The sequence below is a fragment of the Vibrio floridensis genome (genome assembly GCF_021852965.1).
GTDB classification, from domain to species: Bacteria; Pseudomonadota; Gammaproteobacteria; order Enterobacterales; family Vibrionaceae; genus Vibrio; species Vibrio floridensis.
Window position 1 is genome coordinate 168,925 of record NZ_JAKGCY010000003.1, and the last position, 26,552, is coordinate 195,476.

Annotated in this window: 25 protein-coding genes; 12 read left to right on the forward strand and 13 right to left on the reverse strand. The window is 46.0% G+C overall.

Annotated features, from left to right (window positions below; all coding sequences use genetic code 11):
- Positions 1-6: 6 nt before the first annotated feature.
- The 9 genes from bamA to rpsB form a co-directional block, all read right to left on the reverse strand.
- A complete protein-coding gene (gene bamA / locus LZU85_RS07100; protein WP_176297420.1) occupies positions 7-2,421 on the reverse strand; it encodes an outer membrane protein assembly factor BamA in 2,415 nt (804 codons plus the stop codon).
- 46 nt (positions 2,422-2,467) lie between these two features.
- Positions 2,468-3,826 (reverse strand): sigma E protease regulator RseP, encoded by a 1,359-nt coding sequence (gene rseP, locus LZU85_RS07105; RefSeq protein WP_237286770.1) that lies wholly within the window; start codon positions 3,824-3,826, stop codon positions 2,468-2,470.
- Entirely contained in the window at positions 3,823-5,031 is a 1,209-nt protein-coding gene (gene ispC / locus LZU85_RS07110; protein WP_237286771.1) for a 1-deoxy-D-xylulose-5-phosphate reductoisomerase, read from the reverse strand. Before ispC ends, rseP begins: the two co-directional genes overlap by 4 nt.
- Before the next feature lie 56 nt (positions 5,032-5,087).
- Positions 5,088-5,930, reverse strand: a complete 843-nt coding sequence (locus LZU85_RS07115) for a phosphatidate cytidylyltransferase (protein ID WP_176297417.1) — start codon at positions 5,928-5,930, stop codon at positions 5,088-5,090.
- A 12-nt stretch (positions 5,931-5,942) separates the two neighbouring features.
- Entirely contained in the window at positions 5,943-6,698 is a 756-nt protein-coding gene (locus tag LZU85_RS07120) for an isoprenyl transferase (RefSeq protein ID WP_176297416.1), read from the reverse strand.
- 96 nt (positions 6,699-6,794) lie between these two features.
- On the reverse strand, positions 6,795-7,352 hold the full coding sequence (gene frr / locus LZU85_RS07125) for a ribosome recycling factor (RefSeq protein ID WP_176297415.1): 558 nt from the start codon (positions 7,350-7,352) through the stop codon (positions 6,795-6,797).
- A 91-nt stretch (positions 7,353-7,443) separates the two neighbouring features.
- Positions 7,444-8,169 (reverse strand): UMP kinase, encoded by a 726-nt coding sequence (pyrH, locus tag LZU85_RS07130; RefSeq protein WP_176297414.1) that lies wholly within the window; start codon positions 8,167-8,169, stop codon positions 7,444-7,446.
- Positions 8,170-8,331: 162 nt separating this feature from the next.
- Positions 8,332-9,174: a translation elongation factor Ts gene (tsf, locus tag LZU85_RS07135; RefSeq protein WP_176297413.1), complete on the reverse strand. Its 843-nt coding sequence runs from the start codon at positions 9,172-9,174 to the stop codon at positions 8,332-8,334.
- Between the two features lie 130 nt (positions 9,175-9,304).
- Complete coding sequence (rpsB, locus tag LZU85_RS07140; protein WP_176297412.1) at positions 9,305-10,033, reverse strand: 30S ribosomal protein S2; 729 nt, start codon at positions 10,031-10,033, stop codon at positions 9,305-9,307.
- A 374-nt stretch (positions 10,034-10,407) separates the two neighbouring features.
- Between rpsB and map the strand changes: the two genes are divergently transcribed.
- The 3 genes from map (at position 10,408) to LZU85_RS07155 (ending at position 14,587) form a co-directional block, all read left to right on the forward strand.
- Positions 10,408-11,286, forward strand: coding sequence for a type I methionyl aminopeptidase (gene map, locus LZU85_RS07145; RefSeq protein WP_237286772.1), 879 nt, complete (start codon positions 10,408-10,410; stop codon positions 11,284-11,286).
- 112 nt (positions 11,287-11,398) lie between these two features.
- Positions 11,399-14,020 carry a bifunctional uridylyltransferase/uridylyl-removing protein GlnD gene (glnD, locus tag LZU85_RS07150; protein ID WP_176297410.1) on the forward strand — a complete coding sequence of 874 codons (2,622 nt, stop codon included), beginning with the start codon at positions 11,399-11,401 and terminating at the stop codon, positions 14,018-14,020.
- 183 nt (positions 14,021-14,203) lie between these two features.
- Complete coding sequence (locus tag LZU85_RS07155) at positions 14,204-14,587, forward strand: DUF3461 family protein (RefSeq protein WP_011079759.1); 384 nt, start codon at positions 14,204-14,206, stop codon at positions 14,585-14,587.
- A gap of 94 nt (positions 14,588-14,681) precedes the next feature.
- On the opposite strand, the gene truC is transcribed toward LZU85_RS07155, so the two are convergent.
- Complete coding sequence (truC, locus tag LZU85_RS07160; protein WP_038969632.1) at positions 14,682-15,419, reverse strand: tRNA pseudouridine(65) synthase TruC; 738 nt, start codon at positions 15,417-15,419, stop codon at positions 14,682-14,684.
- Positions 15,419-15,733 (reverse strand): YqcC family protein, encoded by a 315-nt coding sequence (locus LZU85_RS07165; protein WP_011079757.1) that lies wholly within the window; start codon positions 15,731-15,733, stop codon positions 15,419-15,421. The genes truC and LZU85_RS07165 overlap by 1 nt, the downstream gene beginning before the upstream one ends.
- 79 nt (positions 15,734-15,812) lie before the next feature.
- On the opposite strand from LZU85_RS07165, the gene LZU85_RS07170 reads away from it, so the two are divergent.
- Positions 15,813-16,850, forward strand: a complete 1,038-nt coding sequence (locus tag LZU85_RS07170) for a DUF3549 family protein (protein ID WP_237286773.1) — start codon at positions 15,813-15,815, stop codon at positions 16,848-16,850.
- A gap of 3 nt (positions 16,851-16,853) precedes the next feature.
- Positions 16,854-17,153, forward strand: coding sequence for a DUF3301 domain-containing protein (locus LZU85_RS07175; RefSeq protein ID WP_017420206.1), 300 nt, complete (start codon positions 16,854-16,856; stop codon positions 17,151-17,153).
- Here the strand turns inward: LZU85_RS07175 and LZU85_RS07180 are convergent.
- Positions 17,113-17,616, reverse strand: a complete 504-nt coding sequence (locus LZU85_RS07180) for a GNAT family N-acetyltransferase (RefSeq protein ID WP_011079755.1) — start codon at positions 17,614-17,616, stop codon at positions 17,113-17,115. The two genes, LZU85_RS07175 and LZU85_RS07180, sit on opposite strands and share 41 nt — an antisense overlap.
- 835 nt (positions 17,617-18,451) lie before the next feature.
- Between LZU85_RS07180 and LZU85_RS07185 the strand changes: the two genes are divergently transcribed.
- The 7 genes from LZU85_RS07185 (at position 18,452) to LZU85_RS07215 (ending at position 24,544) form a co-directional block, all read left to right on the forward strand.
- Entirely contained in the window at positions 18,452-18,745 is a 294-nt protein-coding gene (locus LZU85_RS07185) for a hypothetical protein (RefSeq protein WP_237286774.1), read from the forward strand.
- Positions 18,742-19,191: a YaiI/YqxD family protein gene (locus LZU85_RS07190; protein ID WP_011079753.1), complete on the forward strand. Its 450-nt coding sequence runs from the start codon at positions 18,742-18,744 to the stop codon at positions 19,189-19,191. Before LZU85_RS07185 ends, LZU85_RS07190 begins: the two co-directional genes overlap by 4 nt.
- 195 nt (positions 19,192-19,386) lie before the next feature.
- A complete protein-coding gene (locus tag LZU85_RS07195; RefSeq protein WP_237286775.1) occupies positions 19,387-20,376 on the forward strand; it encodes a ketoacyl-ACP synthase III in 990 nt (329 codons plus the stop codon).
- Entirely contained in the window at positions 20,373-21,359 is a 987-nt protein-coding gene (locus tag LZU85_RS07200) for an NAD-dependent epimerase/dehydratase family protein (protein WP_237286776.1), read from the forward strand. Before LZU85_RS07195 ends, LZU85_RS07200 begins: the two co-directional genes overlap by 4 nt.
- Positions 21,328-22,191, forward strand: coding sequence for an MBL fold metallo-hydrolase (locus LZU85_RS07205; protein WP_237286777.1), 864 nt, complete (start codon positions 21,328-21,330; stop codon positions 22,189-22,191). Before LZU85_RS07200 ends, LZU85_RS07205 begins: the two co-directional genes overlap by 32 nt.
- On the forward strand, positions 22,179-23,447 hold the full coding sequence (locus tag LZU85_RS07210; protein ID WP_237286778.1) for a F390 synthetase-related protein: 1,269 nt from the start codon (positions 22,179-22,181) through the stop codon (positions 23,445-23,447). The genes LZU85_RS07205 and LZU85_RS07210 overlap by 13 nt, the downstream gene beginning before the upstream one ends.
- Positions 23,435-24,544, forward strand: a complete 1,110-nt coding sequence (locus tag LZU85_RS07215) for an ATP-grasp domain-containing protein (protein WP_237286779.1) — start codon at positions 23,435-23,437, stop codon at positions 24,542-24,544. The genes LZU85_RS07210 and LZU85_RS07215 overlap by 13 nt, the downstream gene beginning before the upstream one ends.
- 163 nt (positions 24,545-24,707) lie before the next feature.
- Here LZU85_RS07215 and LZU85_RS07220 read toward each other — a convergent pair whose 3' ends face one another.
- Positions 24,708-26,294: an AbgT family transporter gene (locus LZU85_RS07220; RefSeq protein ID WP_072603380.1), complete on the reverse strand. Its 1,587-nt coding sequence runs from the start codon at positions 26,292-26,294 to the stop codon at positions 24,708-24,710.
- Positions 26,295-26,552: the final 258 nt, after the last annotated feature.

Below are 26,552 nucleotides of genomic sequence, written 5' to 3' on the forward strand. Positions count from 1 at the left end.
CTGTTTTTAGAAGGTTCTGCCGATTGTGAAAGTGAAGAATTCTTCGTCGTCACCTTCGTAAATATTAATAGGTTTCGCTAGCGAGAAGACCAAAGGTCCCATCGGCGACATCCATTGCAACGCTACACCGTAAGATGAACGGTAATTGGTGGGGTCGGAGTAGTCATGATAGTACTGATTGCCATAATCGGCACCAGAACTGCGGTAGTCAAACTCCGTATCCCAAACACTCGCCATGTCGTAGAAAACACTGGTACGAATTTGACTGCGCGCTTCCTCAGAAGCAAACGGTGTTGGGACAATCAGCTCAATACTGGCTAATGCCACCGCATTACCACCGACAGAATCGTCAGTCGCAGTATCCGAACCGTTGTTTGAACCACTGTACTCACGATACACCGCTTTCGGACCCGCAGAGTTGGAACCGAAACCACGTAAGGTGGTAAAGCCGCCGGCGTAGTAGTTTTCGTAGAATGGGAACAAGTTATCATTGCCATCCGTTTGACCATAACCATTACCGTAACCCAAGCGACCACGGAATAACAAAGTGAACTCATGTTTCTTCGTTAACGGAACATACTGTCTCACATCGTACTGCATTTTGAAGTACTGAACGTCAGAGCCAGGTACGGTCATCTTGTAAAATGCGCGCTGATGGTTACCTGCAGTTGGGAAGTAACCACGGTTCAGGTTGTTACGTGTCCACGACAGTGTGACATCAAAGTCATTGGTATTTAAAGCCCCATCGGAGTCAATATTCGACGCTTGTGCTTGTAGGAACTGTTCTACTTGCAAGTAAGGTGACAAGTTACCAATCTTGTTGTGAGTATAACCCACACCAATTTCAAAACGATTCAACTCATCAAAGGGGAAACCCCACGTCAAGTTGGCTCCATAGCTTTCGTTGGTATAGTCAACAATACCCGCTTCAGATGCTTCAAACTCGTTATAGAAGATCTTACCACCTAGACTCACGCCATCGAGGTTCCAGTATGGGTCTCGATAATCTAAGCTCACGTTCTTTTGGTAGTCGTTCATCATCGCGCTGATACCAACGCGGTTACCACTGCCAATGAAGTTATCTTGCTGTAAACCGATTTGGAAACTCACGCCTGATTCAGTACCGTAACCAACACCAAAGTTTACGCTGCCTGAGTTCGCCTCTTTGACGTTGTAAACCAAGTCCACTTGATCGTCGCTACCTGGTACACGAACCGTTTGAACATCCACCGTTTCAAAGAAACCAAGACGATTCAAACGCGTTTTACCTGTATCAATCGCTTTTGAGTTCAGCCAGCTGCCTTCCATTTGGCGCATTTCGCGGCGAAGAACCTCATCGCGCGTTGAGTTGTTGCCGGTAAAACGGATGTCACGAACATAGATTCGATTTCCAGCCTCGACATGCACAAGCAGCGATACTTGTTTGTTCTCATCGTCGAACTCTGGAATCGTACCTACTTTCGGATAGGCATAACCCGCTTCTCCAAGCACACGTTTGATGTTTTCTTCAAGCGTGGTGACGGCAGAACCGTTATACGTTTCACCCGTTTCGAAAGGCACGAGAGCCTTAAACTCTTCCTCTTTACCAATCAGTTCACCACGGAAGTTAACATCCTTGACGCTATAAGGTTCGCCCTCATCCAGCACAAGAGTGATGTAGACGCCTTTTTTATCGGGTGAAATAGCAACTTGGGTTGATTCAACATTGAACTTCAAATAGCCGCGGTCAAGGTAGAAAGAGCGTAACGCTTCGATATCACCAGACAACACTTGTTTCTGGTATTTCTCATCAGCAAGAAAGTTCCACCACGGCACATCCACGTTCAAGTTGAAACGCGACAACAGCTCTTCATCGGAATACACGGTATTGCCGATAAAGTTAATTTGTTGGATCTTAGCGGACACACCTTCGGTGAAAACGAACTTTAAATCAGCGCGATTACGAGGAAGTGGTGTCACAACCGCTTTTACTGTCGCATTGTATTTACCAACACTGTAATAAAAGTCTTCTAGACCTTTCTCAATATTGCTGATCGTGGTGCGATCGAGTGATTCACCTTCACGAATACCCGATGCCTCGAGGTTCTGCTGAAGTTGCTCCTCTTTGATCGCTTTGTTGCCAGAAAACGAAATGCTCGCAATCGTTGGACGCTCTTTCACTTGCACGATGAGCACATCACCATCACGAAGCACTTTAACGTCTTCAAAGTTCCCTGAAGCGTACAGTGCTTTAATAATGGCAGAAACATCTTTTTGCTCGACCGTATCGCCCACGCGCACAGGCATTTTCAGCAATGCAGCACCGAGTGCTACACGCTGCAAACCTTCAATTTTAATGTCTTGTACAACAAAGTCTTGGGCTCCGTTTGCGGACACGCTGGTTGCCAATAATGTTGCGAACAGAATCTGCTTGATCGCCATAATTGTTTTAATTATTCCTTGCTACTGCTCTATCGTCTCTGAACCATCACAGACGTGTAAAATCATTAAATAATGCCAGCGCCATCAGTGAGAAAATAACGGCACCGCCAATGCGGTATCCCATTTCCTGAATCTTCTCTGGCACAGGGCGTCGAATGACTGCCTCAATGGCAAAAAACAACAAGTGCCCACCATCTAACATAGGCAAAGGCACTAAGTTAATAATTCCTAGGTTAATGCTGATTAAAGCCAAAAAACCAAGGAAATAGACTAAACCATAATCTGCGGTAGCGCCTGCCCCTTTAGCAATTGAGATAGGTCCGCTAAGGTTATTCAAACCCACATCACCCGTTACCAGTTTTTTCAACATGCTAACAGTGAGGTCTATGACCTGCCCCGTTTTCTCTACCGCTTTACCTACTGATTCGAATACACCAAATTGGAGATCGAAGCGATAACTTTCAGGCCATTCTGCGACTTCAGGAGCAATACCTGCAAATCCGATCACACTCCCATCTGAAAGGGTTCTGCTGTCTGGCGTAAGAGTTAGTTCAATCCTTTCTCCCGCACGCTCTACCGTGATAGACAACGGTGTATCTGGGTTGGAACGAATCCACTCGACGACATTTTCCCAATGCTCAATCGCCTGAGCATTAATTGAGAGTAATTTATCGCCAACTTCAAGGCCTGAACGTTCGCCTGCTCCACCTTGTGAGACATTGACCAAACGAGTATAAATCTCAGGTGAATAGGGTCTGAAACCTAGCGACAGCATGGCTGACTCGTTTTCCGGATCAAACTTCCAATCACGAATATCTAGTGCAACGGTACGCTCAAAACCAATTTCATCGGCTGGTGCCACGGTAACTGTCATCTGATCATCACCTATATGAGAGATGAGTTGCATGTTGACAGATTCCCAGTTCGAAGTTTTGATACCTGAAATGGCTTTTAGTTCCATTCCCGTTTCAATTCCCGCCTTTGCAACAATCGAGTGCGGTGTCACTTGCCCTATAACAGGCTTAACGGCAGGCACACCGATAATAAAGACCAACCAGTAGGCAAAAATCGCAAACAAGAAGTTAAATATCGGCCCAGCAGCTACGATGGAAGTGCGTTTCCATAACGGTTTGCTATCAAAAGCATATTGACGGTCATCGTCATTGAGTTCATCAACGCGTCCATCCAGCATTTTGACGTAGCCCCCTAAAGGAATCACGGAAATACTGTACTCGGTGCCGTCTTGGCCAACCTTACTCCAAATGGATTTACCGAAGCCAATTGAAAACTTCTCTACTCTCACGCCACAGCGACGCGCGACCCAAAAATGACCAAACTCGTGCACGGCCACCAAAATGCCCAGTGCAACGATGAAAGAAACTAGATTCCATAAAATATCTGTCATTGTGTACGCTCTCTAATGACTTGATTGGCCAACATTCTTGCCATTCTATCGAGCTCTAGAAGGCTTTCCAAGTTATCCAGGCCTGCTGTAAACGTCTGCTTACTGACTTGGTTTAAAACTGAGCAGTTCACTCGCGCGATATCGGTGAATTTCATTTGACGTTCAAGAAATGCCGCCACCGCAACTTCGTTGGCCGCATTCAATGCAGTGGTGGCATGTTGCCCCATGTAACACGCTTCTATAGCTAACTCTAAACATGGGTAACGCGCAAAGTCTGGTTGCAAAAATGTCAACTCACCGACCTGTGTAAAATCAAGTGGTTTAACACCTGCACGCACACGCTCTGGATAAGACATCGTTAATGCAATGGGTGTGGCCATATCTGGTTCACCCAATTGTGCCAGTACAGAGCCATCGATATATTGCACCATTGAGTGGATCACCGACTGTGGATGAACAATAACTTTGAGCTGCTCTCTCTGCGCGTTAAACAACCACTTCGCTTCGATGTATTCCAGCCCTTTGTTCATCATCGTCGCCGAATCAACGGAAATTTTCGGTCCCATCGACCAGTTTGGATGAGCAACCGCTTGCTCTGGTGTGACAAGCTCTAACTGTTCCACTTCAGTGTAGCGAAATGGACCACCCGATCCTGTCAATAAGATATGATTGATACCATGTTCAGACAGATCGCAGCGACCGAGCTGCATTTGAACCGCTTCCGGCAAACACTGAAATATCGCATTGTGTTCACTGTCAACAGGCAGTAGTTGCGCACCTGATTTGGCCACTTCATCAATAAACAATTGCCCTGACATCACCAACGCTTCCTTGTTGGCGAGCAGAATGCGCTTACCCGCTTTCACCGCAGCCATGGTTGGAACCAAGCCAGCAGCACCAACAATTGCTGCCATTACGCTGTCGACATTTGATAACGTCGCCACATAACTGAGCCCATCTTCTCCACCAAGTACTTTGGTGTGTATCGCCGAACTGGCTAATACTCGTTCAAGACGTAAAGCAGCGTCCTTATTCGCCATCACTGCGTATTCAGGTTGCCATTTTCCACAAAGCTGCTGCATTTTTTCCACGTTAGAATCTGCGGCTAAGGCAACCACAGAAAACTTATCAGGGTTTTGTTCAACTACTTTTAACGTGCTGGCACCAATTGAGCCTGTTGCACCAAGAATCGTGAGCTTTTGCATAACTGATGACCGAATAAAGAAACAAGGGGAAATGGTGACACTTCCCCTTGTTATTGTCAGAACAAGAAATAAAGAAGAGCAAAAATTGGGAATGCAGCGGTAAGGCTATCAATGCGATCGAGAATACCACCGTGCCCCGGAATAATGTTGCTGCTGTCCTTAATTCCAGACTCTCGCTTAAACATACTTTCCACTAAGTCGCCTAACACTGATATTACAACCGTAGCAAGTGTGATCAAAACCATATGCAGTGGGCTGGAAAACGGTATATCAAACCAACCAGAAAACGCCCAACCTACGATGACCGCGGTGATGACTCCGCCAATTAAGCCTTCGATGGTTTTATTTGGACTCACTTTGGGTGCCATTTTACGTTTGCCTAAGCTCTTGCCAGCAAAGTATGCTCCACTGTCTGCCGCCCAAACCAAGAGGCACACAAACATCACCAGTTTTGCACCAAAATAAGGGGCATTTTCCACGTCAACCGCACGCAATAAAATCACGCTCCACATAAAAGGGATAAGGGTAAGCAAGCCAAAAAGGTGACGAAGAGGTTTGTGGCCTTGCCAACTCTGTGTTGATTTGGGGTAAGTAATAGCCAAAGCACTGGCATAGAGCCACCAGGCTGTACCCGCAGCTAGCATCAAATAGTGCGGCAAGCCAATTTGATTCTGGCTGGCTGAATCGCCATCAATCCAGAATAGGCTGCCGATAGTGACGACAACCGCTGGCACCATGGCTTTAATACGTGACTGTGTGTCAACAAACTGAGTCCACTCCCAAAAACCTAATAAGGTCACCGCGACCAATGCGGTAATGAATAGGGAAAGTGGCAACTCAAAAATTCCAAGCACTACCAGAGGCGCAAGAATTAGTGCAGTAATTATTCTTTGTTTCAAACTATTGGTTCCTTATTGAGCACTCATCAGGGCTTTTATTTGCTCACCCGTGCAACCAAAACGTCGCTCTCGATTCACAAACCAAGTGATCGCCTCAATCAGGCTATCTTCACCAAAATCAGGCCAAAATACGGGCGTAAAGTACATTTCAGCGTAGGCCATCTGCCATAACATGAAGTTACTAATACGGCATTCGCCACTGGTGCGAATCAGCAAGTCCACTTCTGGCAGATCGGACATGGTCAGATGTTTAGCAATCTCATCTTCTGTAATGGCATCAGCCAACAGTGCCCCTGCTTCAACTTGCTTAGCTACTTTTTGTACCGCCTGGGTGATGTCCCACTTACCACCATAGTTGGCAGCAACATTAATCACCATTCCAGTATTACTCGCCGTTAACTCTTGGGCTTCTGATATTTTCTTCTGAAGGCGCTCACTAAAGCGTGTGGTGTCGCCGATGATTCGCAAACGCAGATTGTTCTTATGTAGCTTCTTTACTTCGCTAGAAAGCACGGTAATGAAAAGTTCCATCAACAATCCGACCTCTTCTTCAGGACGGCGCCAGTTTTCACTACTAAAAGCAAATAAAGTGATTGCTTGAATATTGAGTTTGGAAGCCGCAACGATGGTTTTACGAACCGCATTGACGCCTTTCTTATGCCCAAAAACGCGAGGTTTACCTTTGGATTTTGCCCATCGACCATTGCCGTCCATAATAATGGCAATGTGCTTGGGAAGAGATTCTGAGAAGAGTTGAGAATTTTGCATAAAGAGTTAACTGAGTTCCATCAGTTGGGTAGAGTAACACAAAAAAGCGCTGTGCTGCGAACACAGCGCTTTCCAACAGTGATATCAATAGAAATATTAAACTTCCATTAACTCTTTTTCTTTCGCAGCAAGAACATCATCGATCTTCTTCACTGCAGCATCTGTTAATTTTTGAATTTCGTCTTGCGCTTTACGATCTTCATCTTCAGAAATTTCTTTGTCTTTCAGTAGAGCTTTAAGATCGCTGTTTGCGTCACGACGGATGTTACGTACGGCTACTCGAGCACCTTCAGCTTCACCACGAACGATTTTAACAAGATCCTTACGGCGCTCTTCCGTTAATGGTGGAAGTGGAACACGAATGACTGTACCAGCTGACATTGGGTTTAGACCAAGATCAGACATCATGATTGCTTTTTCAACTTTCTGAGTCAGCTCTTTATCAAATACAGTGATAGCCAGTGTACGCGCATCTTCCGCTATTACGTTCGCTACTTGGGTTAATGGCGTTGCTGCACCGTAGTAATCTACAGAGATGCCAGACAGCAGGCTTGGGTGCGCACGACCAGTACGAACTTTAGACAGGCCGTTTTTAAGCGCTTCAACACTCTTTTCCATGCGCTCTTGCGCGTCTTTTTTAATATCGTTAATCACGGTTTCACCTTAAAAATGTCGTCTTTCTACTAGAAAGCTTGTTCGGGGTTCGCTTACGCCATTGTGTTGCCAGCAATGGCGTAGTATCAGCTTAAGCGGTAATTAGCGTGCCTTCTGCTTCACCCATTACCACACGGCGCAAAGCCCCCGGCTTGTTCATATTAAATACGCGGATTGGCATTTTGTGGTCACGAGCCAAAGTAAATGCTGCCAAATCCATCACTTTCAGTTCTTTTTCAAGAACATCGGCGTAAGAAAGCTTATCATACAGCTCTGCGTCTGGGTTGGCTACCGGGTCAGCCGTAAATACACCATCCACTTTGGTCGCTTTTAGCACTACATCCGCTTCAATTTCAATACCGCGTAAACAAGCTGCAGAATCGGTGGTGAAGAATGGGTTGCCAGTACCTGCGGCGAAAATAACCACACGACCTTGACGAAGTTCGCGGATAGCATCGGCCCAGTTGTAGTCATCACACACACCATTTAGAGGTATAGCAGACATCACGCGCGCGTTTACGTAAGCACGGTGCAATGCATCACGCATCGCTAGGCCATTCATTACTGTTGCTAGCATACCCATGTGGTCACCCACTACACGGTTCATTCCGGCTTGCGCCAAACCTGCACCACGGAACAAGTTACCGCCGCCGATAACCACACCCACTTGCACACCCAGCTCTACCAGTTCTTTTACTTCCTGAGCCATACGGTCAAGTACAGTAGGATCAATGCCAAAGCCTTCTGAGCCTTGCAGAGCTTCGCCACTCAGTTTTAACAGAATACGCTGATACGCAGGTTTAGGGTTAGTCGTCATGGAGTATACCTTACAAAAGAGAGTTGTTGATTAACAGTCATGGATTGAGACTTGTGCTTTGCAACCAATCTCAACTCATGACGGCTAAAAATAAATTTACCGCTTATTCGTAAAAAGACCGTAGCCTTGGCTACGGTCTAATCTTTGCACAATCTCTAGGGATTAACCTTTTTGAGCCAGTGCAACTTCTTCTGCGAAGCTTAGGCCTTCAGCTTTCTCGATACCTTCACCAACTTCTAGGCGAACGAAAGTAACAACAGAAGCGCCACGCTCTTTAAGGATTTCACCAACAGATTTCTTAGGTTCCATAACGAATGGCTGACCAGTCAGAGAAACTTCGCCAGTGAATTTCTTCATGCGGCCTTCAACCATTTTCTCTGCGATTTCTTTTGGCTTACCTTCGTTCATAGCGATTTCTACTTGAACTTCACGCTCTTTCGCTACAACGTCAGCTGGTACGTCTTCTGGGTTCACGTAATCTGGGCGAGAAGCCGCTACGTGCATCGCAACGTGTTTTAGAGTTTCAGCTTCACCGTCACCAGCAACAACAACACCAATCTTCTCACCGTGACGGTAAGACGCTAGAACAGCACCTTCAACGTACTGAACGCGACGAATGTTGATGTTTTCACCGATCTTAGCAACTAGAGCAACACGCTCTTCTTCGAATTTCGCTTGTAGCTCTTCGATAGATGCTTTAGATGCAAGAGCATCAGCTGCAACTTTGCCAGCGAATGCAGTGAAGTTACCGTCTTTAGCAACGAAGTCAGTTTGACAGTTTACTTCAAGAAGAACTGCAACACCGTTTTCTTCTTTGATGAAGATACCGCCTTCAGCTGCAACGTTACCAGCTTTCTTAGCTGCTTTCGCTGCGCCAGACTTACGCATGTTTTCAATTGCCAGTTCGATGTCGCCGTTAGTTTCAACAAGCGCCTTCTTACATTCCATCATACCTGCGCCAGTACGTTCGCGCAGTTCTTTTACTAGAGCAGCAGTAACAGCCATTCTCTATTCCTCAGTTAATTCTGGATACGGTAAAAATCAGGGGCCAGTATTTCGGCCCCTGATGCTAACTATAACTTAGTTTATGCGACAACTAGGTTGCACATCGACTAAGTGTGACACAGAGCCGCGATTATTCAGCTTCTACGAAACCGTCTTTCTCAGCTACAGCTGCAACGTCTTTGTTACGGCCTTCAGCAAGAGATGCTGCCACAGCGTTCAGGTATAGTTGAACTGCACGGATAGCGTCATCGTTACCTGGGATGATGTAATCAACGCCGTCTGGGTTAGAGTTTGTATCAACTACTGCGAATACTGGAATGCCCAGGTTGTTCGCTTCTTTGATAGCAATGTGCTCGTGATCAGCATCGATTACGAATAGAGCGTCTGGAAGACCACCCATATCTTTGATACCACCAAGAGACTTCTCTAGCTTCTCCATTTCGCGAGTGCGCATTAGAGCTTCTTTCTTAGTAAGCTTGTCGAAAGTACCGTCAGTAGACTGAACTTCAAGCTCTTTTAGACGTTTGATTGACTGACGAACAGTTTTGTAGTTAGTCAGCATACCACCCAACCAACGGTTGTTTACGTAGTACTGGTTGCTTGCGATTGCAGCTTCTTTAACAGCTTCAGATGCAGCGCGCTTAGTACCTACGAAAAGAACTTTACCTTTCTTCTCGCCAACTTTAACTAGCTCAGCAAGAGCTTCGTTGAACATTGGTACAGTTTTTTCTAGGTTGATGATGTGAACGCGGTTACGAGCGCCAAAAATGAATGGCTTCATTTTTGGGTTCCAGTAACGAGTTTGGTGACCGAAGTGTACACCCGCTTTCAGCATATCGCGCATTGATACAGTTGCCATTTTAAAATCCTCTATGGGGTTAGGCCTCCACATCCCCCATGTATCCGACCCTAGCCTAATCGCTGGGCACCCCGGAACATGTGTCGGAATGTGTGTGATTTAAAGAAAAAGTATGTTTGGAAGAAGCTTGCTTCGCCATTAAGGGAACCTTAACGAAGAGAACAGTCCTCATTTCCGGCGCGCTTTATACCATATTTTGCCTATTGAAGGCAAAAAAAAATGCATTTAGCAACGAAGCCAAATGAACCCATCCCCTAAAAATTGGCCCTAGGTATGCTCTCGTTTTTCAGACAAATACACATTCTCATTTCTTCCTGTTAGAATGCCGCATCAGCACACCCTGATGTGCCCCCGAATTTAAGTAGAGAAAGCCAATGTCAATTAAGATTAAAACCGCTCAACAAATCGAGCGTATGAGAATGGCGGGTAAGCTAGCCGCTGAAATCCTGGAAATGATTGAGCCATACATCAAGGAAGGGGTGACAACGGACGAGCTGAACCAAATCTGTCACGACTACGCCCTAGAGAAAGGTGCTTATTCTGCTCCGCTGGATTATCACGGTTTTCCAAAGTCGATCTGTACGTCTATCAACCATATTGTTTGCCACGGCATTCCAGCATCGAAAGATGAAGTCGGCAGCAATGGTCAAATGAAACCTGCCGTACTGAAAAATGGTGATATCGTAAACGTTGATATCACCGTCATTGTGCCTGACGATGAAAAAGCCGATTTGTCTGTGCGTCCTCAAGGTTTCCACGGCGATACATCAAAAATGTTTTTGGTTGGTGATGTTTCTCCAGCCAACAAACGCCTATGCATGGTGGCGCAAGAAGCCCTGTATATCGGTATGCGTCAAGTCAAACCGGGTGCGACCGTGGGTGATATTGGTACCGCGATCGAGAAATACATCAAGGACAACAACAAAAACAACCCACGTAATAAGTTCTCTATTGTGAAAGATTTCTGTGGTCACGGCATCGGTGATGAGTTCCATGAAGAACCTCAAGTCGTTCATTACCGCAATAGCGACCGCAGTGTATTAAAAGAAGGTATGTGTTTCACTATCGAACCGATGATAAACGCAGGCAAGTTTGGTTGTACCGTTGATGCTGAAGATGATTGGACGGTATACACTGGTGACGGCAAAAACTCAGCACAGTGGGAACACACTATTCTCGTCACTAAAGACGGTTGTGAAGTGCTCACTCTGCGCAGTGAAGAGTCCATTCCTCGCTTGATGAAGAATATCTAATCTTCACTGAGTTAAATCATTTTTCCCATCCCCGCTCATGCGGGGATATTTTTTATCAGTCGCAACTCTGTTACATTCTTACGCAGATAACGATTGCACGGATAGCAAAATCATGGCTTTTCAATCCCCTTTAACTTTCACGGAAGAACAACTGTCGGTTACCCAACTGAAAGCAGGGCTCGATCTCTTCGCTAGTGAACAAAAACAAGCGTTTCTTAATCACCATCCGGTGACCGATTTGGTCCTCGCTCGTGCAGAATACATGGATTTGCTTCTAACGAGGCTATGGAGACACTTTGGTTTCAACGACATTCACAATATCGCGCTGGTTGCCGTAGGTGGGTATGGTCGTGGTGAGCTCCATCCGCTGTCAGATATTGATATCTTAGTGCTGTCGAAACATAAGCTGCCAACCTCACTGGAGCCAAAAGTAAGTGAGTTCATTACACTGCTATGGGACTTACGTTTAGAGGTTGGTCATGCCGTACGCACGGTTGAAGAGTGCGCTGCAATAGGTCGTGAAGATTTGACCGTTGCCACCAATTTGCAGGAAGCTCGATTGTTGTGTGGCAGTGAAAACACCTTCCAAGATTTAAAAAAAGTGGTGCTCTCTGACTCCTTTTGGCCCAGTGAGACCTTCTACCGTGCCAAGATTCAAGAACAGCGCGATCGCCATGCACGTTATCACGATACCACTTATAATCTGGAGCCCGACATTAAATCCACACCTGGCGGACTTCGTGACATTCACACGTTAAGTTGGGTGGCTCGACGTCATTTCGGCGCAACCTCACTGTTAGAAATGAGCCGCTACGGCTTTTTGACCGATGCCGAGTATCGCGAACTGGTGGAATGCCAAGATTTTCTGTGGCGAGTTCGCTTTGCCCTACATATTGAGCTAAAACGTTACGACAATCGATTGACCTTCGCTCATCAGTTGCAGGTCGCTGAGCATCTAGGCTTTAAAGGTGAAGGCAACCGCGGTATTGAAATGATGATGAAGGAGTTCTATCGCACGCTACGCCGTGTCGCAGAACTCAATAAAATGCTGCTCAAGCTGTTTGATCAAGCGATTATTAATGGTGGGGAAACCGAGCCAGCGGTCATCATCAATGAAGATTTTCAACGCCGAGGCCGTTTAATCGAGGCGCGTAAACCTGCGTTGTTCCAAGCGCGCCCAGAAACGATCCTTGATATGTTTTTGCACATTGCCAATGACTCCACGATTGAGAGTGTTAGCCCTCCGACACTGCGTCAATTGCGTACCGCTCGCCGACGTTTGAACAAATTTCTTCATACCATTCCGGAAGCGCGTGAAAAATTTATGGAGCTGGTTCGCCACCCCAATGCGCTTCATCGAGCCTTTAGCTTAATGCATAAACTTGGAGTCTTAGCCGCCTACCTTCCCCAATGGAGCCAAATTGTTGGACAGATGCAGTTTGATCTTTTCCACGTCTATACCGTGGATGAACACAGTGTACGACTGCTCAATCACATCAATACCTTCGGTTACGCGAAAAACCACGATAAACACCCCATCTGTTGTGAGCTCTATCCGAGACTGCAAAAGAAAGAGTTATTGATTCTAGCAGCGATTTTTCACGATATTGGCAAAGGACGTGGCGGCGATCACTCAGAGATCGGTGAAAAAGAAGCATACGATTTCTGTATTGAACACGGCCTCTCCAAGCCCGAAGCCAAACTGGTTTCTTGGCTAGTACGACACCATCTTCTGATGTCGGTCACCGCTCAGCGCCGAGATATCTATGACCCAGAGGTGATCACTGAGTTCGCCAAACAAGTACGCGATGAAGAACGTTTGGAATATTTGGTCTGCCTGACCGTTGCGGATATTTGTGCAACCAATCCAGAACTTTGGAACAGTTGGAAACGCACCTTACTAGCGGAACTGTTTTACTCCACCCAAAGAGCCTTACGACGCGGATTAGAAAATCCGGTCGATGCGCGCGAGCGTATTCGCCACAACCAGCAATTGGCTTCCGCTTTGCTGCGCAAAGAAGGTTTTACCGCGCGTGAAATCGAAGTGTTGTGGCAACGCTTTAAAGCAGATTATTTTCTCCGTCACACCCACAAACAGATCGCCTGGCATTGCGAACATATTCTGCGCATGGATGATCCTGAGCAGCCTTTAGTGCTGATGAGTAAAAAGGCCACTCGTGGCGGTACAGAAGTTTTTGTCTACACCAAAGACCAACATGCACTCTTTGCCACCGTGGTGGCAGAGCTAGACCGTCGTAATTTTAACGTACACGACGCGCAAATCATGAGCAGTAAAGATGGCTATGTTCTTGATACTTTTATGGTACTTGACCAACACGGCCAAGCGATCGATGTCGACAGCCATAGGGCTGTCATTAAACATCTGGTGCATGTGTTATCCGATGGCAGACCGACAAAAGTCAAAACGCGCCGTACGCCTCATAAACTGCAGCACTTTAAAGTTAAGACCAAAGTGGATTTCCTACCCACGAAGAGTAAAAAACGCACCTTGATGGAATTGGTGGCGCTCGATACACCGGGGCTACTTGCGATTACAGGCGCGACCTTCGCTGATATGGGATTTAACTTGCATGGGGCAAAAATCACCACCATAGGTGAGCGAGCGGAAGACTTATTTATTCTGACAAGTGAGAATGGCGGACGACTCAGTGAAGAGCAAGAACTTCAGCTACGTGAAAAACTGATTCACAACATCGCCGAACTCGCCCCTTAACCTCATCATAAAATTCTGCTTTTGATAAATCCCTCAGCATGCTCTGCTGAGGGATTTTTTCACCAAGGATACCGAGCGCGATCTCGTGCACAACTTAGTCAATTGGTCGGATGATCAGCTATCTACCACATGATTTGACTGCTACATTGAAGCTTAACAGTCATACCTAAATAGAGGTCGCTTATGTATCCACACCTCACTGGACTGGGTATTCATGATCCTAGCCAGATTGAACGCTATTCACTACGTCAGGAAGCGCACAAAGACGTATTAAAAATCTATTTCCACAAGCAAAAAGGCGAGTTTTTTGCCAAAAGCGTGAAATTCAAGTATCCACGACAAGTCAAAAATGTCTTGGTTGATAGCGGTAGTCATCAATATAAAGAAGTCACGGAAATTAATCGCAACCTCACTTTAGTCATTGATGAACTAAATAAAATTACCAAGCCACCCAAACAAGAAGATGTGGATATCAAACAAAAGATCCTTACTGATCTGAAGCATCTTGAGAAAGTGGTGGCGAGCAAAATTGCCGAAATTGAAGCGGATCTCGAAAAACTCAAATAAGCGAAGCTCGCCTCATTGGTTTAAAACTGCCTAAATGGCAAAGGGTTGATATGACATCAACCCTTTTTACTGTGATCACCCTAGTATGAGTGCATTAGTGACTTGCGGTAAGCAAAGTGCTCGGCCACTCAAAACGTTCAAACAACTGTTGCCAAACTTTATCAACCTCTGCTCGAATCACAACTTCTTGCTGTGTATACGGATGGACAAATCTGAGTTCAGAGGCGTGCAGCAGCAATCTCGGCGCGTCAAACTCTTCACGGAACAGCTTATTGTGTTTGCCATCACCATGGGTGGTATCCCCCACGATCGGATGACGAAGATGCGCCATATGGCGGCGAAGTTGATGCTTACGACCGGTTTTCGGCTTGAGCTCCATTAACCCATAGCGGGTCGTTGGGAACTTGCCCGTTGAATAAGGCACTTCCACTTTGGCCAGTGGTTTGTAGAGCGTAATCGCGTCTTGTGCTTCCTTCTCTTGCGAAGCAAACTTATCCGCAATCTTATCCAGTTCAACCTTCAACGCGTAGTCTAGCTCCCCTTCTTCCTCTATCCAGCCACGCACAATCGCATGGTAGGTTTTGCTCATCTCCTGTCCGGCAAACATGGGCATAACCTGAGATGCGACTTCAGAGGACAGTGCAAAAACCAACACCCCGGAGGTTGGACGATCCAGGCGATGAAGCGGAAAAACATGCTGACCAATTTGATCACGCAATGTCTGCATTACAAACTGCGTTTCATGTTTATCCAACCAACTGCGATGCACAAGCATGCCCGCCGGTTTATTCACGGCCACAAAATATTCATCCTGATACACAATCTCCAGCATTACTGGCTTACCTCATCAATCGTACGCAAAATACTCAACAACGTTTGTGTATCACGCTGTTCTTTCCAAGCTTCTTCAAAATAAGGGGTGAGCAGAAACCCCTTAGGCAGTGACGCCCCTTGTGCCATCATCTGCTGTATGCGAGCGATGAAGATCCACTGCAACCATTGTTGTGGCGCTAACGTGTCGACCGCAAAAGGCATTTCGCTTTGCAACAATGCAGGCTCTGGGGGTATTTCATCCCACCAGCCTAAACGTTTCAGCTCCAGCTCAAGTTGTCGCAATAATCCCGTCAAAGTTGAGGTGTTTGTCATTAATCTTTACATTCCGAACCTTGAATTAGCCGCGAATGATACCATTTATTGAAGAAATAAAGTTAGGACAACATGCTTCATGGATACCATACACACTCTCAGTCAACTCCTTACCGCCAGCGACTGCCAATACGCCATTTATGATTTGGGCCGCCGTATCAATCCAATCAGCCAAACGCAATTTGCCGAGATAGAAAAAGGCTCAGCGCCTTATCCTTACCCTCTGCAACGGAAAGCCAATTTGGCGATTGTGTATTGGAATGAGCAAAAGCAACCATGGATTTGTTTTTTGAAATTTGAACTCGACGAGCGTGGTCTATTGAAGCAAGCCGACATCGGCAACTTCATTAAATTTGTCGTAGAAGCGATGGGAACGCGTTTATCGCAAGAAATGAGTGAAGAACAGCAACAGAAGTTGGCGAACAATCCTTATACGTTTAAGCCTTCTGAAGACAAAATGGCGGTGTTTCATAGCTTGGTGCGCGCGCAATTGCAGTTACCGACCAGCCAATATTACGAACACGCCCAAATCTATTTCCAAGGAAAATTGGGGTGGGAAAACTGGCAAACCGTTGGCTTGCAGGGCATTACCGACATCTGTGCTCGATTGGATCAAGAGCAAAATGGCGTGCTAATACGCAAGGCACTGGCGCACCTTCCTTCAACCCCATTGTATGCTCTGCTTGGTGCGTTAGAGCATGTCACCTTGCCTGAAAAGCTAACAGCCCGCTTAATCGAGCTCACTGAAGGCGAAATCGCCAAGCCACACCCTGATCTGTTTTTGCTCTCAGCGCTAATTCGTGCGCTGTCAGGCGCAGAGCAAGCACAAGTGAAGCCCCTGCTGAACACACTGCTCGCCAGCCCTAGATTGAGCCATCAGGAAGTGTTGATTGGTATTGCGGGTCGCGCTTGGCATTGGTTAGCTGAAACGGAGGTCGCACAGCTCTTTTTGGTTCGTTTGGCACAAACGGGTAATCAAAACCTGTTCAATCAACTGTTTGCCGACTTAGTGATGGTTCCACAGCTCAGAATGGTGCTACTGCCTCTGCTGCACTCCAGCCCATCACCAGAGCTGGCCAATGCACTTTTAAATCTACAACAGGCTACAAAAGGATAAACCATGGTCGGTGATTTGTTTGCCATCTTAGGATTGTGTTTCTTCTGTTTTCTCTTTTGGCAACAACGTCGCCAATCGGAACTGGCCAAGGCTGCGATAGCACGCAAATGCGACCAACTGGAGTTACAACTCATTAGTGTTGCGTTTGGCGGGCACAAATTAAAAACGCCAGAGGGAAGCTGGCGTTGGCATACTGTTTATTTATTTGAGTTTTCAGCGCTCGGTGACGACTGCTATCAAGGGCAACTGATGATGACAGGATTCAGGCCGCTGAACTTTTTCCTGCCACCTCATCGGATGTAAAACGCATTGTCACGAGCGCATTGCACTGACTAAGCTGGGAAACATCATAAAAGCCCAGCTTGGTGAGTACTTTGATTGCAGCGATGTTCTGAGGTTTGATGTGTGCCGTTAAGCTCTCCAACTGCAATTCATGCATCGCTTTGGGCACAAACGCCTTCAATGTTTCGCTGGCGATCCCTTTCCCCCAGTACGATTTATCAAACATGAACTCCAGTTCAGGTTGACTATCTAAATGCGCGATATAGACATGCCCCATGTATTCGCGATTGTAGTTATCCAATACAGCTCTGGCATGGATCGTTTTATCATTCAATACTTTATCAAACAGAAGCTTGGCATTGGCAACCGTGTATGGACCATTGAGCTGCGCACGATTCTTCGCGCAGCAATTTAGCATCACGAATTCGAGCTTTAATGATTCATTGTAAGGAAGGAGTAATGTCCTTCGAGTTACTATGGTCACATTCTATCCTTGATATGGCGGTACCGATTTAGCGCGTTGCAAATCCGTTACGCCCAATTGAGAAGCCGAAAAATTAAACCAACTTGAACAAAGAGTTATTGATCCAGATTGTTTTTTAACGTTGTTTATAAAATACTTATATCGATCTGACGGTAGAGAGTGTGAAGAGATGCCGATAAGAAAAGCCCCGACACTTTCGTATCGGGGCTATGGTCTTACTCGCAGCAGTCCGGCTACTAATAATGCTCCCTGCATCATCCTTAATAGTGGCTGAATCCTTCAGCGAATCCGTACATCGCCTTCCTAGCGGTGTCCTAAATCTTCCTGATAGCTAACTATTCCTGTTAGCGCACATCACTTGTTCCTTGAGCGGTGTCCTTGGTATCGTCCTGATACTGTCCTTGCCTCAATCCTCGAGGTGTCCACGTCATTCCTTTGTCATCAACATCCTATTGATGATTGTTTCCTTACAAGGTCCTTCGCTCCTTGCTTGATTCCTCATCCTGAGCAACCAAATCGTCTTCCTGACGATAACCAAATCCTTGGCGTTTCCTGTTCCGTGTCAGCATCCTTCCGACAAGGTTTAATTTACTCTTTTTCTTGAACGGAGCAATCCACCGGCAAAGAAAAACGCTTATGCAAACCATTACATCGAATTAACATTCCTTATTAATCATTAAGTTAGGTTGTTTTGACAACCATTCCTCTTACGATGAATTAGCTTTCTCGCACAAGCTGTGTAAGAGATCTCTCACACGCGATTACCGAAATTGCTATTCGCCAAAAACCTTAGTGCCACGTATCATGATAAACATATCGTTATCAGGAAGAAAAAATGTTAACTCAAGATGTCACCAAAGAGCTGGAAGCGGTGCTTGAACAGCTTCAGCAACAAGGAAAAGAGCCGTCTGTCGCGCTTGTGAAGGCACGATTAAAAACATCGGTCCCCATGCCTGCGATCATTGCCGCGATCAAAAGCTGGAAGAGCGCCCAGCGAGTACCGAAGATCGAAGTGGCAAGTCAAACCAATCAAGATGCGGAACGCATTGCCCAACTCGAAGCGACCGTCCTGAAGCTGGCAACTCGTATCGATGCATTAGAAGCACAACTAAAAGAGAAAAACCAATGAAGATATGGGTTGATGCCGACGCCTGTCCAAAAGTGATTCGAGAAACTATTGTCCGCGCAGCAGAGCGAACCGGTGTCGAATGCACCTTTGTCGCCAATCACGTTGTACCAGTACCAAGAAGGCCCAACATCCACAGTTTGCAAGTGCCTGCCGGCTTTGACATTGCGGATAACGAGATCGTCAAACGTGTGGAACCAAACGATTTGGTGATTACTTCTGATATTCCGCTCGCCGATGAAGTGATCACCAAAGGCGCACTCGCCTTAAGCTCACGTGGTGAGTTGTATACTAAAGACACCATCAAAGCGCGCCTTAACATTCGTGACTTTATGGAAACCATGCGCTCAAGTGGAATCCAAACTGGCGGCCCTGCGGCTCTCTCACAAACCGAACGCCGCGAATTCGCCAATCATTTGGATCGCATTTTGGCTAAATTTAAGAAATAAAGCTCTCACCTTTTAAATTGAGCCAGTTGATCAACATCTGGCTCACTAGTGAATATTTGTACCCAGCCTTGCATACAAAGCGTGTTATCGCTCCCATTCGCATTCTCTCACTTACCTTTTTCACCCTCTTGATATAGATCCAATATGCAACTTGAATTATTTTGAACGGCGTTTTTAATGACTTTGTAGAAAATAATGGGCTTTAATATCCTTTCCAGTGGAAGCTATCTGCCAGTCAATCAGTGGTCAGATCGGGAGATGGATCGCTTCCTAAAATTACCCTCAGGAACTTGTCGAAACAAATTCGACGTTGAATATCGTCATGTAGCCGACACGAAAGAAACCGCTGTATATATGGCAATGCAAGCGATAACGCAATGTCTCGCTAACACACACGCGCTAAGTTCTGTTGACCTCCTTATTTATGCCAGTGGCACACATCATCAGTCTTTACCTTATGATGCATCGGCAGTCTTAGCGGCATTAGACGCCCCGACATCGCTAGAAAGTTTTGATTTAAACAGTACGTGTTTGTCTTTTCTCTCCGCTCTCAATCTTGCTCAGAACCTTTTTTTAGCAAAACGCTACCAACGTATTCTTATTGTCACCAGTGAGCTCGCTACGGGCATCACATTGAATCGCAGCTTCACACTCAAACCTGAAGTTGCAACCTTATTCGCCGACGGTGCAGCAGCGTTTTTACTCGAGCAAACAGAGAATAAAGGGCTGCTCACAAGCCACTTTGAAACGCATCACGCTGGGTATTCATTCTGTCAAATAAAGGGGGGAGGCAGTCATATCAACCCGCATACTTCAGAGCATCAAGCCTATTTGAAAAACTGCCAATTTGAAATGGAAGGCAAAGCACTGTTTAAACATGTGCGCAAAACTTTGCCTGCGTTTCTTGAAAAAGGCTTTTGCTCCTCTCCAGTTACCCTTCGCGATATTGACTACTTTCTTCCACACCAAGCGAGCGCTCACGGTTTAAAGAAATTGCCCTCACTCGTCGGTTTACCGAAAGAGAAAATCGTTAATCACTTTTCCACCTTGGGTAACCAAGTCGCTGCGTCATTGCCGATAAACTTGCACTGGCTACGCAACCAACCAGGCACACAAGGGAAACATGTTTTATTGGCGGGCACTGCTGCTGGGCTCTCGTTGGGGATGGGAGTCCTTAAACTATGAAAATATTAGTCACAGGTGGCAGTGGTATGCTGGGTAGTGCGATTCTACGGATGTTTCACCAGCAACATGAACTGCACTTTACTGCGCGAAATACTGTCATCGCAAAACAACTCACCGACCAATTCAATGTCACACCGCATTTACTCAATTTAGAGGATAAATCAGCGGTTTATGATGTATGCCAAGGTATGGATGGAATCATCCATTGCGCTGCGCTCTCAAGCCCTTGGGGAAAGTGGGAAGCGTTTTATCAATCCAATGTAGACACCACAAAAAACCTAATCTGCGCAACGAATGCCCATCAGGTATCACGTTTTATCCATATTTCCTCCACCAGCGTCTATTTTGACCACAAAGACCGGTGGAATATTCGAGAAACAGACGATATTGCTTCGCGTTGGTGTAATGATTACGCGCACACAAAATACTTATCTGAACTTGAAGCCATACAGGGGCAAAGCAAAACGATCATTTTAAGACCTCGTGGTATTTTCGGTCCTAACGATCGCGCGATTATCCCAAGGGTACTTAAAGCGATAAAAAACGACACACTACTTCTGCCATCTGGGCGAAATCCGGTTGTTGATCTGACTTATGTCGATAATGTTGCCCATGCTGCCATGCTTGCTTGTACTCAAGCGGAACAACTTCAACATGGTGACATATTCAATATATCCAACAACGAGCCAATGCCGATTGAGACCGTGCTAAGAGCTTTGTGTGAGGCATTGAACATAAACGTTAAATTAATATCACTCCCATACCGCTTGGTGTTGCCGTTATTAAAACTCAGTGAGCAAATACGGATGCGCTTACCGTACCAACCGGAGCCAAAGCTCACTTCATACAGCGCAGGGTTATTTAACTACCACCAAACTCTAGATATCAGTAAGGCGCAGCAAAAGCTGAATTACCAACCGCTTTTTTCAGTTCAAGAAGGAATCCAACAGTATGCAGACTGGTCTAAAAATAAAAATCTTTGAGGCTGGGCACTGCGTACACCCTAGTTTTGTCGTCAAACCCGGCTCTGGGTTAAAGCCAAGATCGTTCCCAGCGGCTGTCGCGTTAATTCGACACCCAACTAAAGGTAACATTCTGTTTGATACTGGGTATCACGAGCATTTTTTCCGTGCCACTCGTCCCTTCCCTGAACGCTTTTATGCTTGGACAACACCATGTCACTATCAAAAAGATCGCGGAATTGTGGCTCAGTTAGCAAAAGAAAAAATCGGACCTCATGAGATTGAACACTTGGTCCTTTCTCACTTTCATGCCGACCACATCGCTGCCGTGTCTGAGTTTGCGCACTCTCAACTACATTGCCAACAAAAAGGAGTGGACGCCCTGACTAAGAGTGGGCGAATGAGGGGCGTGAGAAAAGGATACCTAAAAGCACTACTCCCTCGACAACTCGAGTCGAACTTGGTCATGCACCGTGATTTTTCCATACCCATTGGTGAAATCCTTCCCCATTGCCAAGGCGTTGATCTGCTTTGTAAAGATATGTTCAAAGACGGCTTAATTTACATGGTGAGTTTACCCGGACATGCTGCTGGTCAAGTAGGGCTTTTAGCGAAGAGAGAGCAAGGTTGGCTGTTCTTGTTAGCAGATGCCTGTTGGTTAATCGAGAGCTTGAGTGAAAACATCGATCAACATTGGCTCGCGAACCTGCTTTGCGATGATACCCAAGCCTACAAGCAAACACTCTCTGAGTTGAGAAATTGCTACCAGCATACCCATCATTTTGTGCGCTTTGTGCCTTCTCATTGCCAAACGACAATCCAACAGTTAATCACAGAAGGATGGATAATGTGAGAACGCTTCTCTCTGAGTTTTGGCGTACGCGCTACCGCCCTTTTAGCTCAAGAACACATGTTGAAAAGTGGCAACAAGAACAGGTAACACAACATCTGGATTGGGTGTGTCGTCATTCTCCTTATTATCATTCATTTCAAGGAGCGTCACTCCGTGATTTCCCAATCATGAATAAGCAAACCATGATGGAAAATCTCTCTGAGTTAAACACAAAAGGTTTGGATGCAAACTCATTAATGCTACAAGCATTAGAGGCAGAAAAATCACGCAATTTTGCAGCATCAAAAGTTGGCAATGTAACTGTTGGACTGTCTTCGGGCACCTCTGGTATGCGTGGATTGTTCCTCGCGGATAAACAAGAGACACAACTCTGGGCTGGCAACATTTTGGGTCGCCTCTTGCCCAGCTTGTGGGGAAAACATCGAATTGCTCTTGCCCTGCGAGCCAACAGCCCGTTGTATAAATCCGTAGCAAAAGGCCCCGTTACGTTCTTTTATGCTGATTTAAACAAACCTTACCAAGAGTGGATAAAGGAACTAGATGAGTTTCAACCCACGCTTTTGGTTGGTAGCGCTCAAGCCCTTCAACTCTGTGCTCAATTCAGTGGTCAATTTGGTCAGCCAGCGATCCAGCCGAAACGGATCATTTCTGGAGCAGAGGTGCTAACCGAGAGCGACCGTCACTATATTTCTCAAAAATTCGATAGCGAATTGCATGAAGTCTATCAATGTACTGAAGGTTTTCTTGCGTGTACGGACCAACAAGGACAAATGCGATGGAATCAAGATATTGTCTATATTGAAAAACATTGGCTAAACGCTGAACGCACTCATTACAGCCCTATCATCACTGATTTTCGTCGTAAAACTCAGCCAATTATTCGCTACCAGCTTGACGATATCATTGAGAGCAAACAGGACAACGGCGTATTTGAACCGCTCGGAGCCATTGCCGGTCGATGTGGCGACTGCCTAACATTGAACGCAAGCCAAGTAGCCGTGTCGGTGCTACCTGATCTTATTTACCGATCCATCACTTTAGAAATTCAACATCGTGTCGATTACCGAATCACCCAAACCGGAGCTCAGGCTATTCAAATCGAGGCGGATGTTCACCACCACCCGAGCATTTATCGAGCCCTAGTAAAACTGTTTGATCAACTAAGGCTTGATCCCGTCACATTCAATTATCGCCCTGCTCCGATTTGGACTCCGATAAACAAACAACGACGAGTGGTGAACACATGCGGATTTTAATCACGGGCGCCCGGGCACCCGTCGCATTAGAGTGGGCAGCGATGTGTATAAAGCATGGACACGATGTTATTCTCACTGATTCATTAGCACAACCTCTGGGGGCGTTTTTACGAGGCATTGAGCATTACGTAAAAACGGCTTCACCTCGATTTTCGTTTCCTACTTACCAGCAACAGATCCTCAATTTACTCACTCAGCAGCGCATTGATATGGTGATACCGACTTGTGAAGAAGTGTACTATTTGGCACACATCGCCCAACAGTGTCCGAGAGTCCATTTTTTTCTACCCAATTCGACATTACTTCGCTCACTGCACAACAAGTTTACCGTCTTTGACCAACTTCAAGATTTACCCGAGATTTCCCTACCTAAAACTCGTTTGGTTACCGATAAACATGACATCGAGATTGACGCAGGCTCAGTACTCAAACCGGTTTACTCTCGATTCGGCGGTGAAGTAATACGAGATATTACCCGTCAGTCTATTTCCACTCTCACGATGTCGACTCAACATCCTTGGGTACAGCAAGAAAAAATCCATGGAGCACCTATTTGCAACTACGCGATTTTTGAACATGGTCAAATGAGAGCACACCAAGCTTATCTTCCCAAAAACTGTGTAAATGGCTCTGCCGCCAGTGCGTTTCAACCGATAGTTAATGATCGATTAGAGGCATTTATGACGGCTTTTGGACATCGACATCACTATCATGGTCAAGTTTCATTTGATTTTATCCAGACAAACGATGAGCTATATATAATCGAGTGTAACCCAAGAGCCACTAGTGGTTTACACCTACTCTCACCTCAATGTACTCAGTTATTTCCCGAACTTGCGTTCTCTTTTCCTACAAAACCGCAGTTACACCATTTAGGAGCGCTTTCGCTCATCGCACGAGGCGGATTATCCTTTTTTAAAGCAAACACTTGGCAAGATTGGCTATCAGGCGTCAACGTAATGCGGCAACACGACTTACCGATCAGGTATCAAATGTTGAGCGTTTTTGAGCTACTTCAAATCGCAAGGAAGAACAAAGTGAAATTGGCTGCGGCTTCGACCGTTGATATAGAGTGGAATGGTGAAGAAATGCCTTGATAATGCCTTTCCATAGAAACAGCTAATCAAGTGCTGAAATTGTTTCACCGGTTCAAATTAAGAAGTGAGACAAACTCTTTATATCCTTTTGCAGAGTTATAAATAGACAGAAGCCTGCGATATTCGCAGGCTTTTGTTTCGAGTCGAGATGTCGAGTTAAGGCTTATGGCGTGTAGTACGTTGCCGCGCCTGGGCCGACTGGCAAACCAAACACAAATACCCATACGTAGAACAACAAGCTCCAACCCACCATAAAGACGATAGAGTATGGCAGCATCACAGAGATCAGTGTACCGATACCCATGTTCTTCATGTAGCGAGTGGCAACCGCGAGGATCAGACCGAAGTAGCTCATCATCGGCGTGATGATGTTCGTCACGGAATCACCGATACGGTATGCCGCTTGAATCGTTTCAGGCGCGTAACCCACCAGCATCAACATTGGAACAAAGATCGGTGCAGTGACCGCCCACTGAGCAGAGGCCGAACCAATCATTAAGTTGATGAAGCCACACATAAGGATGAAGGCAAAGAACAGCATCGGGCCAGTAAGACCAATGGTCTGTAGGAAATCGGCACCCGCCACCGCGAAAACTTGACCGAAGTTAGTCCACTTAAAGAAAGCAACAAACTGAGCAGCAAAGAACACCAACACAATGTACATACCCATTGAAGACATGGATTTTGACATCGCATCAATCACATCGCGATCATTCTTCATCGTGCCAACGACTTTGCCGTAAACAAAACCAGGGACAGCAAAGAAGACAAAGATAAACGCCACGATACTCTTAAGGAATGGTGAACCCGCTACCGTACCTGCGTCAGAGCGCAACACACCGTCAGCTGGAACAATCGTCCAAGCAAGTAATGCTGATACTACTAGTACCGCAACACCCGCCAGTTTCAGACCTTTTTTCTCAACGTCAGTGAGACGGCCCATCTTATCGTTTGAAAGATCTTCTGCAGCTTCCTCAACGTTGTATTTGCCCAGTTTAGGCTCAACGATTTTTTCGGTAACAAACGCACCCAAACCTGCAATAACAAAGGTCGAAGCAAACATGAAGTACCAGTTCACTTCAGGGCCAACCGTGTATGTAGGGTCGATCATTTTTGCTGCCGTTTCAGTAATACCTGAAAGCAGTGGATCCACCGTACCGATCAACAAGTTTGCCGAGTAACCACCAGACACACCCGCAAACGCAGCAGCCAAGCCAGCAAGAGGGTGACGACCGAGTGAGTGGAACAACATCGCCGCAAGCGGAATCAGAACCACATAACCAAGCTCAGATGCGGTGTTCGAAATGATACCTGCAAAGACCACAGTGACGGTCACCATGCGCTTAGACGCACCCATCACCATGCCACGCATGGCTGCAGAAAGTAGACCTGAGTGTTCTGCAATTGCAACACCCAACATGGCTACCAGCACTGTGCCTAAAGGAGCAAAGCCGACAAAGTTTTTAACGAGATTGGTCACGATCAGCTCTAGTCCGTCTGCGTTCAGTAAGCTCACAACGTGAATCATACCGTCAGCAGCGCGGCCCTTGGCACCCTCAGGGCGAGGATCGACAACGGAGACTTCAAAATAGCCCGCGATGCCTGAAGAAACTAAAATTGCCAAACAGAAAATGGCAAAAAGTGTGATTGGGTGGGGCAACAAGTTCCCCAAATATTCCACCGTATCTAGAAAGCGCGTAAAGAGCGGTTTCTTCGGTGAAGTTTGCTTAATTGAATCAGATGAACTCATCTGTTCCCTCCTTGTAGTTTTTCCTGTGCATTTGTGACAAAAATGTCAAAAGCGAGCGCAGGTTACTCGACAAGAGAGGGAAAATGAAATTACAAATGTTACAAAACTTTTCCGATAGCAATATTATCAACCAACTAACGTTTAAAATTTAGCCTTATAAGCCAGTTTGTTGTTATTAACTGGAATTATAAATAACCCACCAAACCAACACCATACGATATAGGAATCATCGTTTTCTCACGTTTTTACTGCCAATGT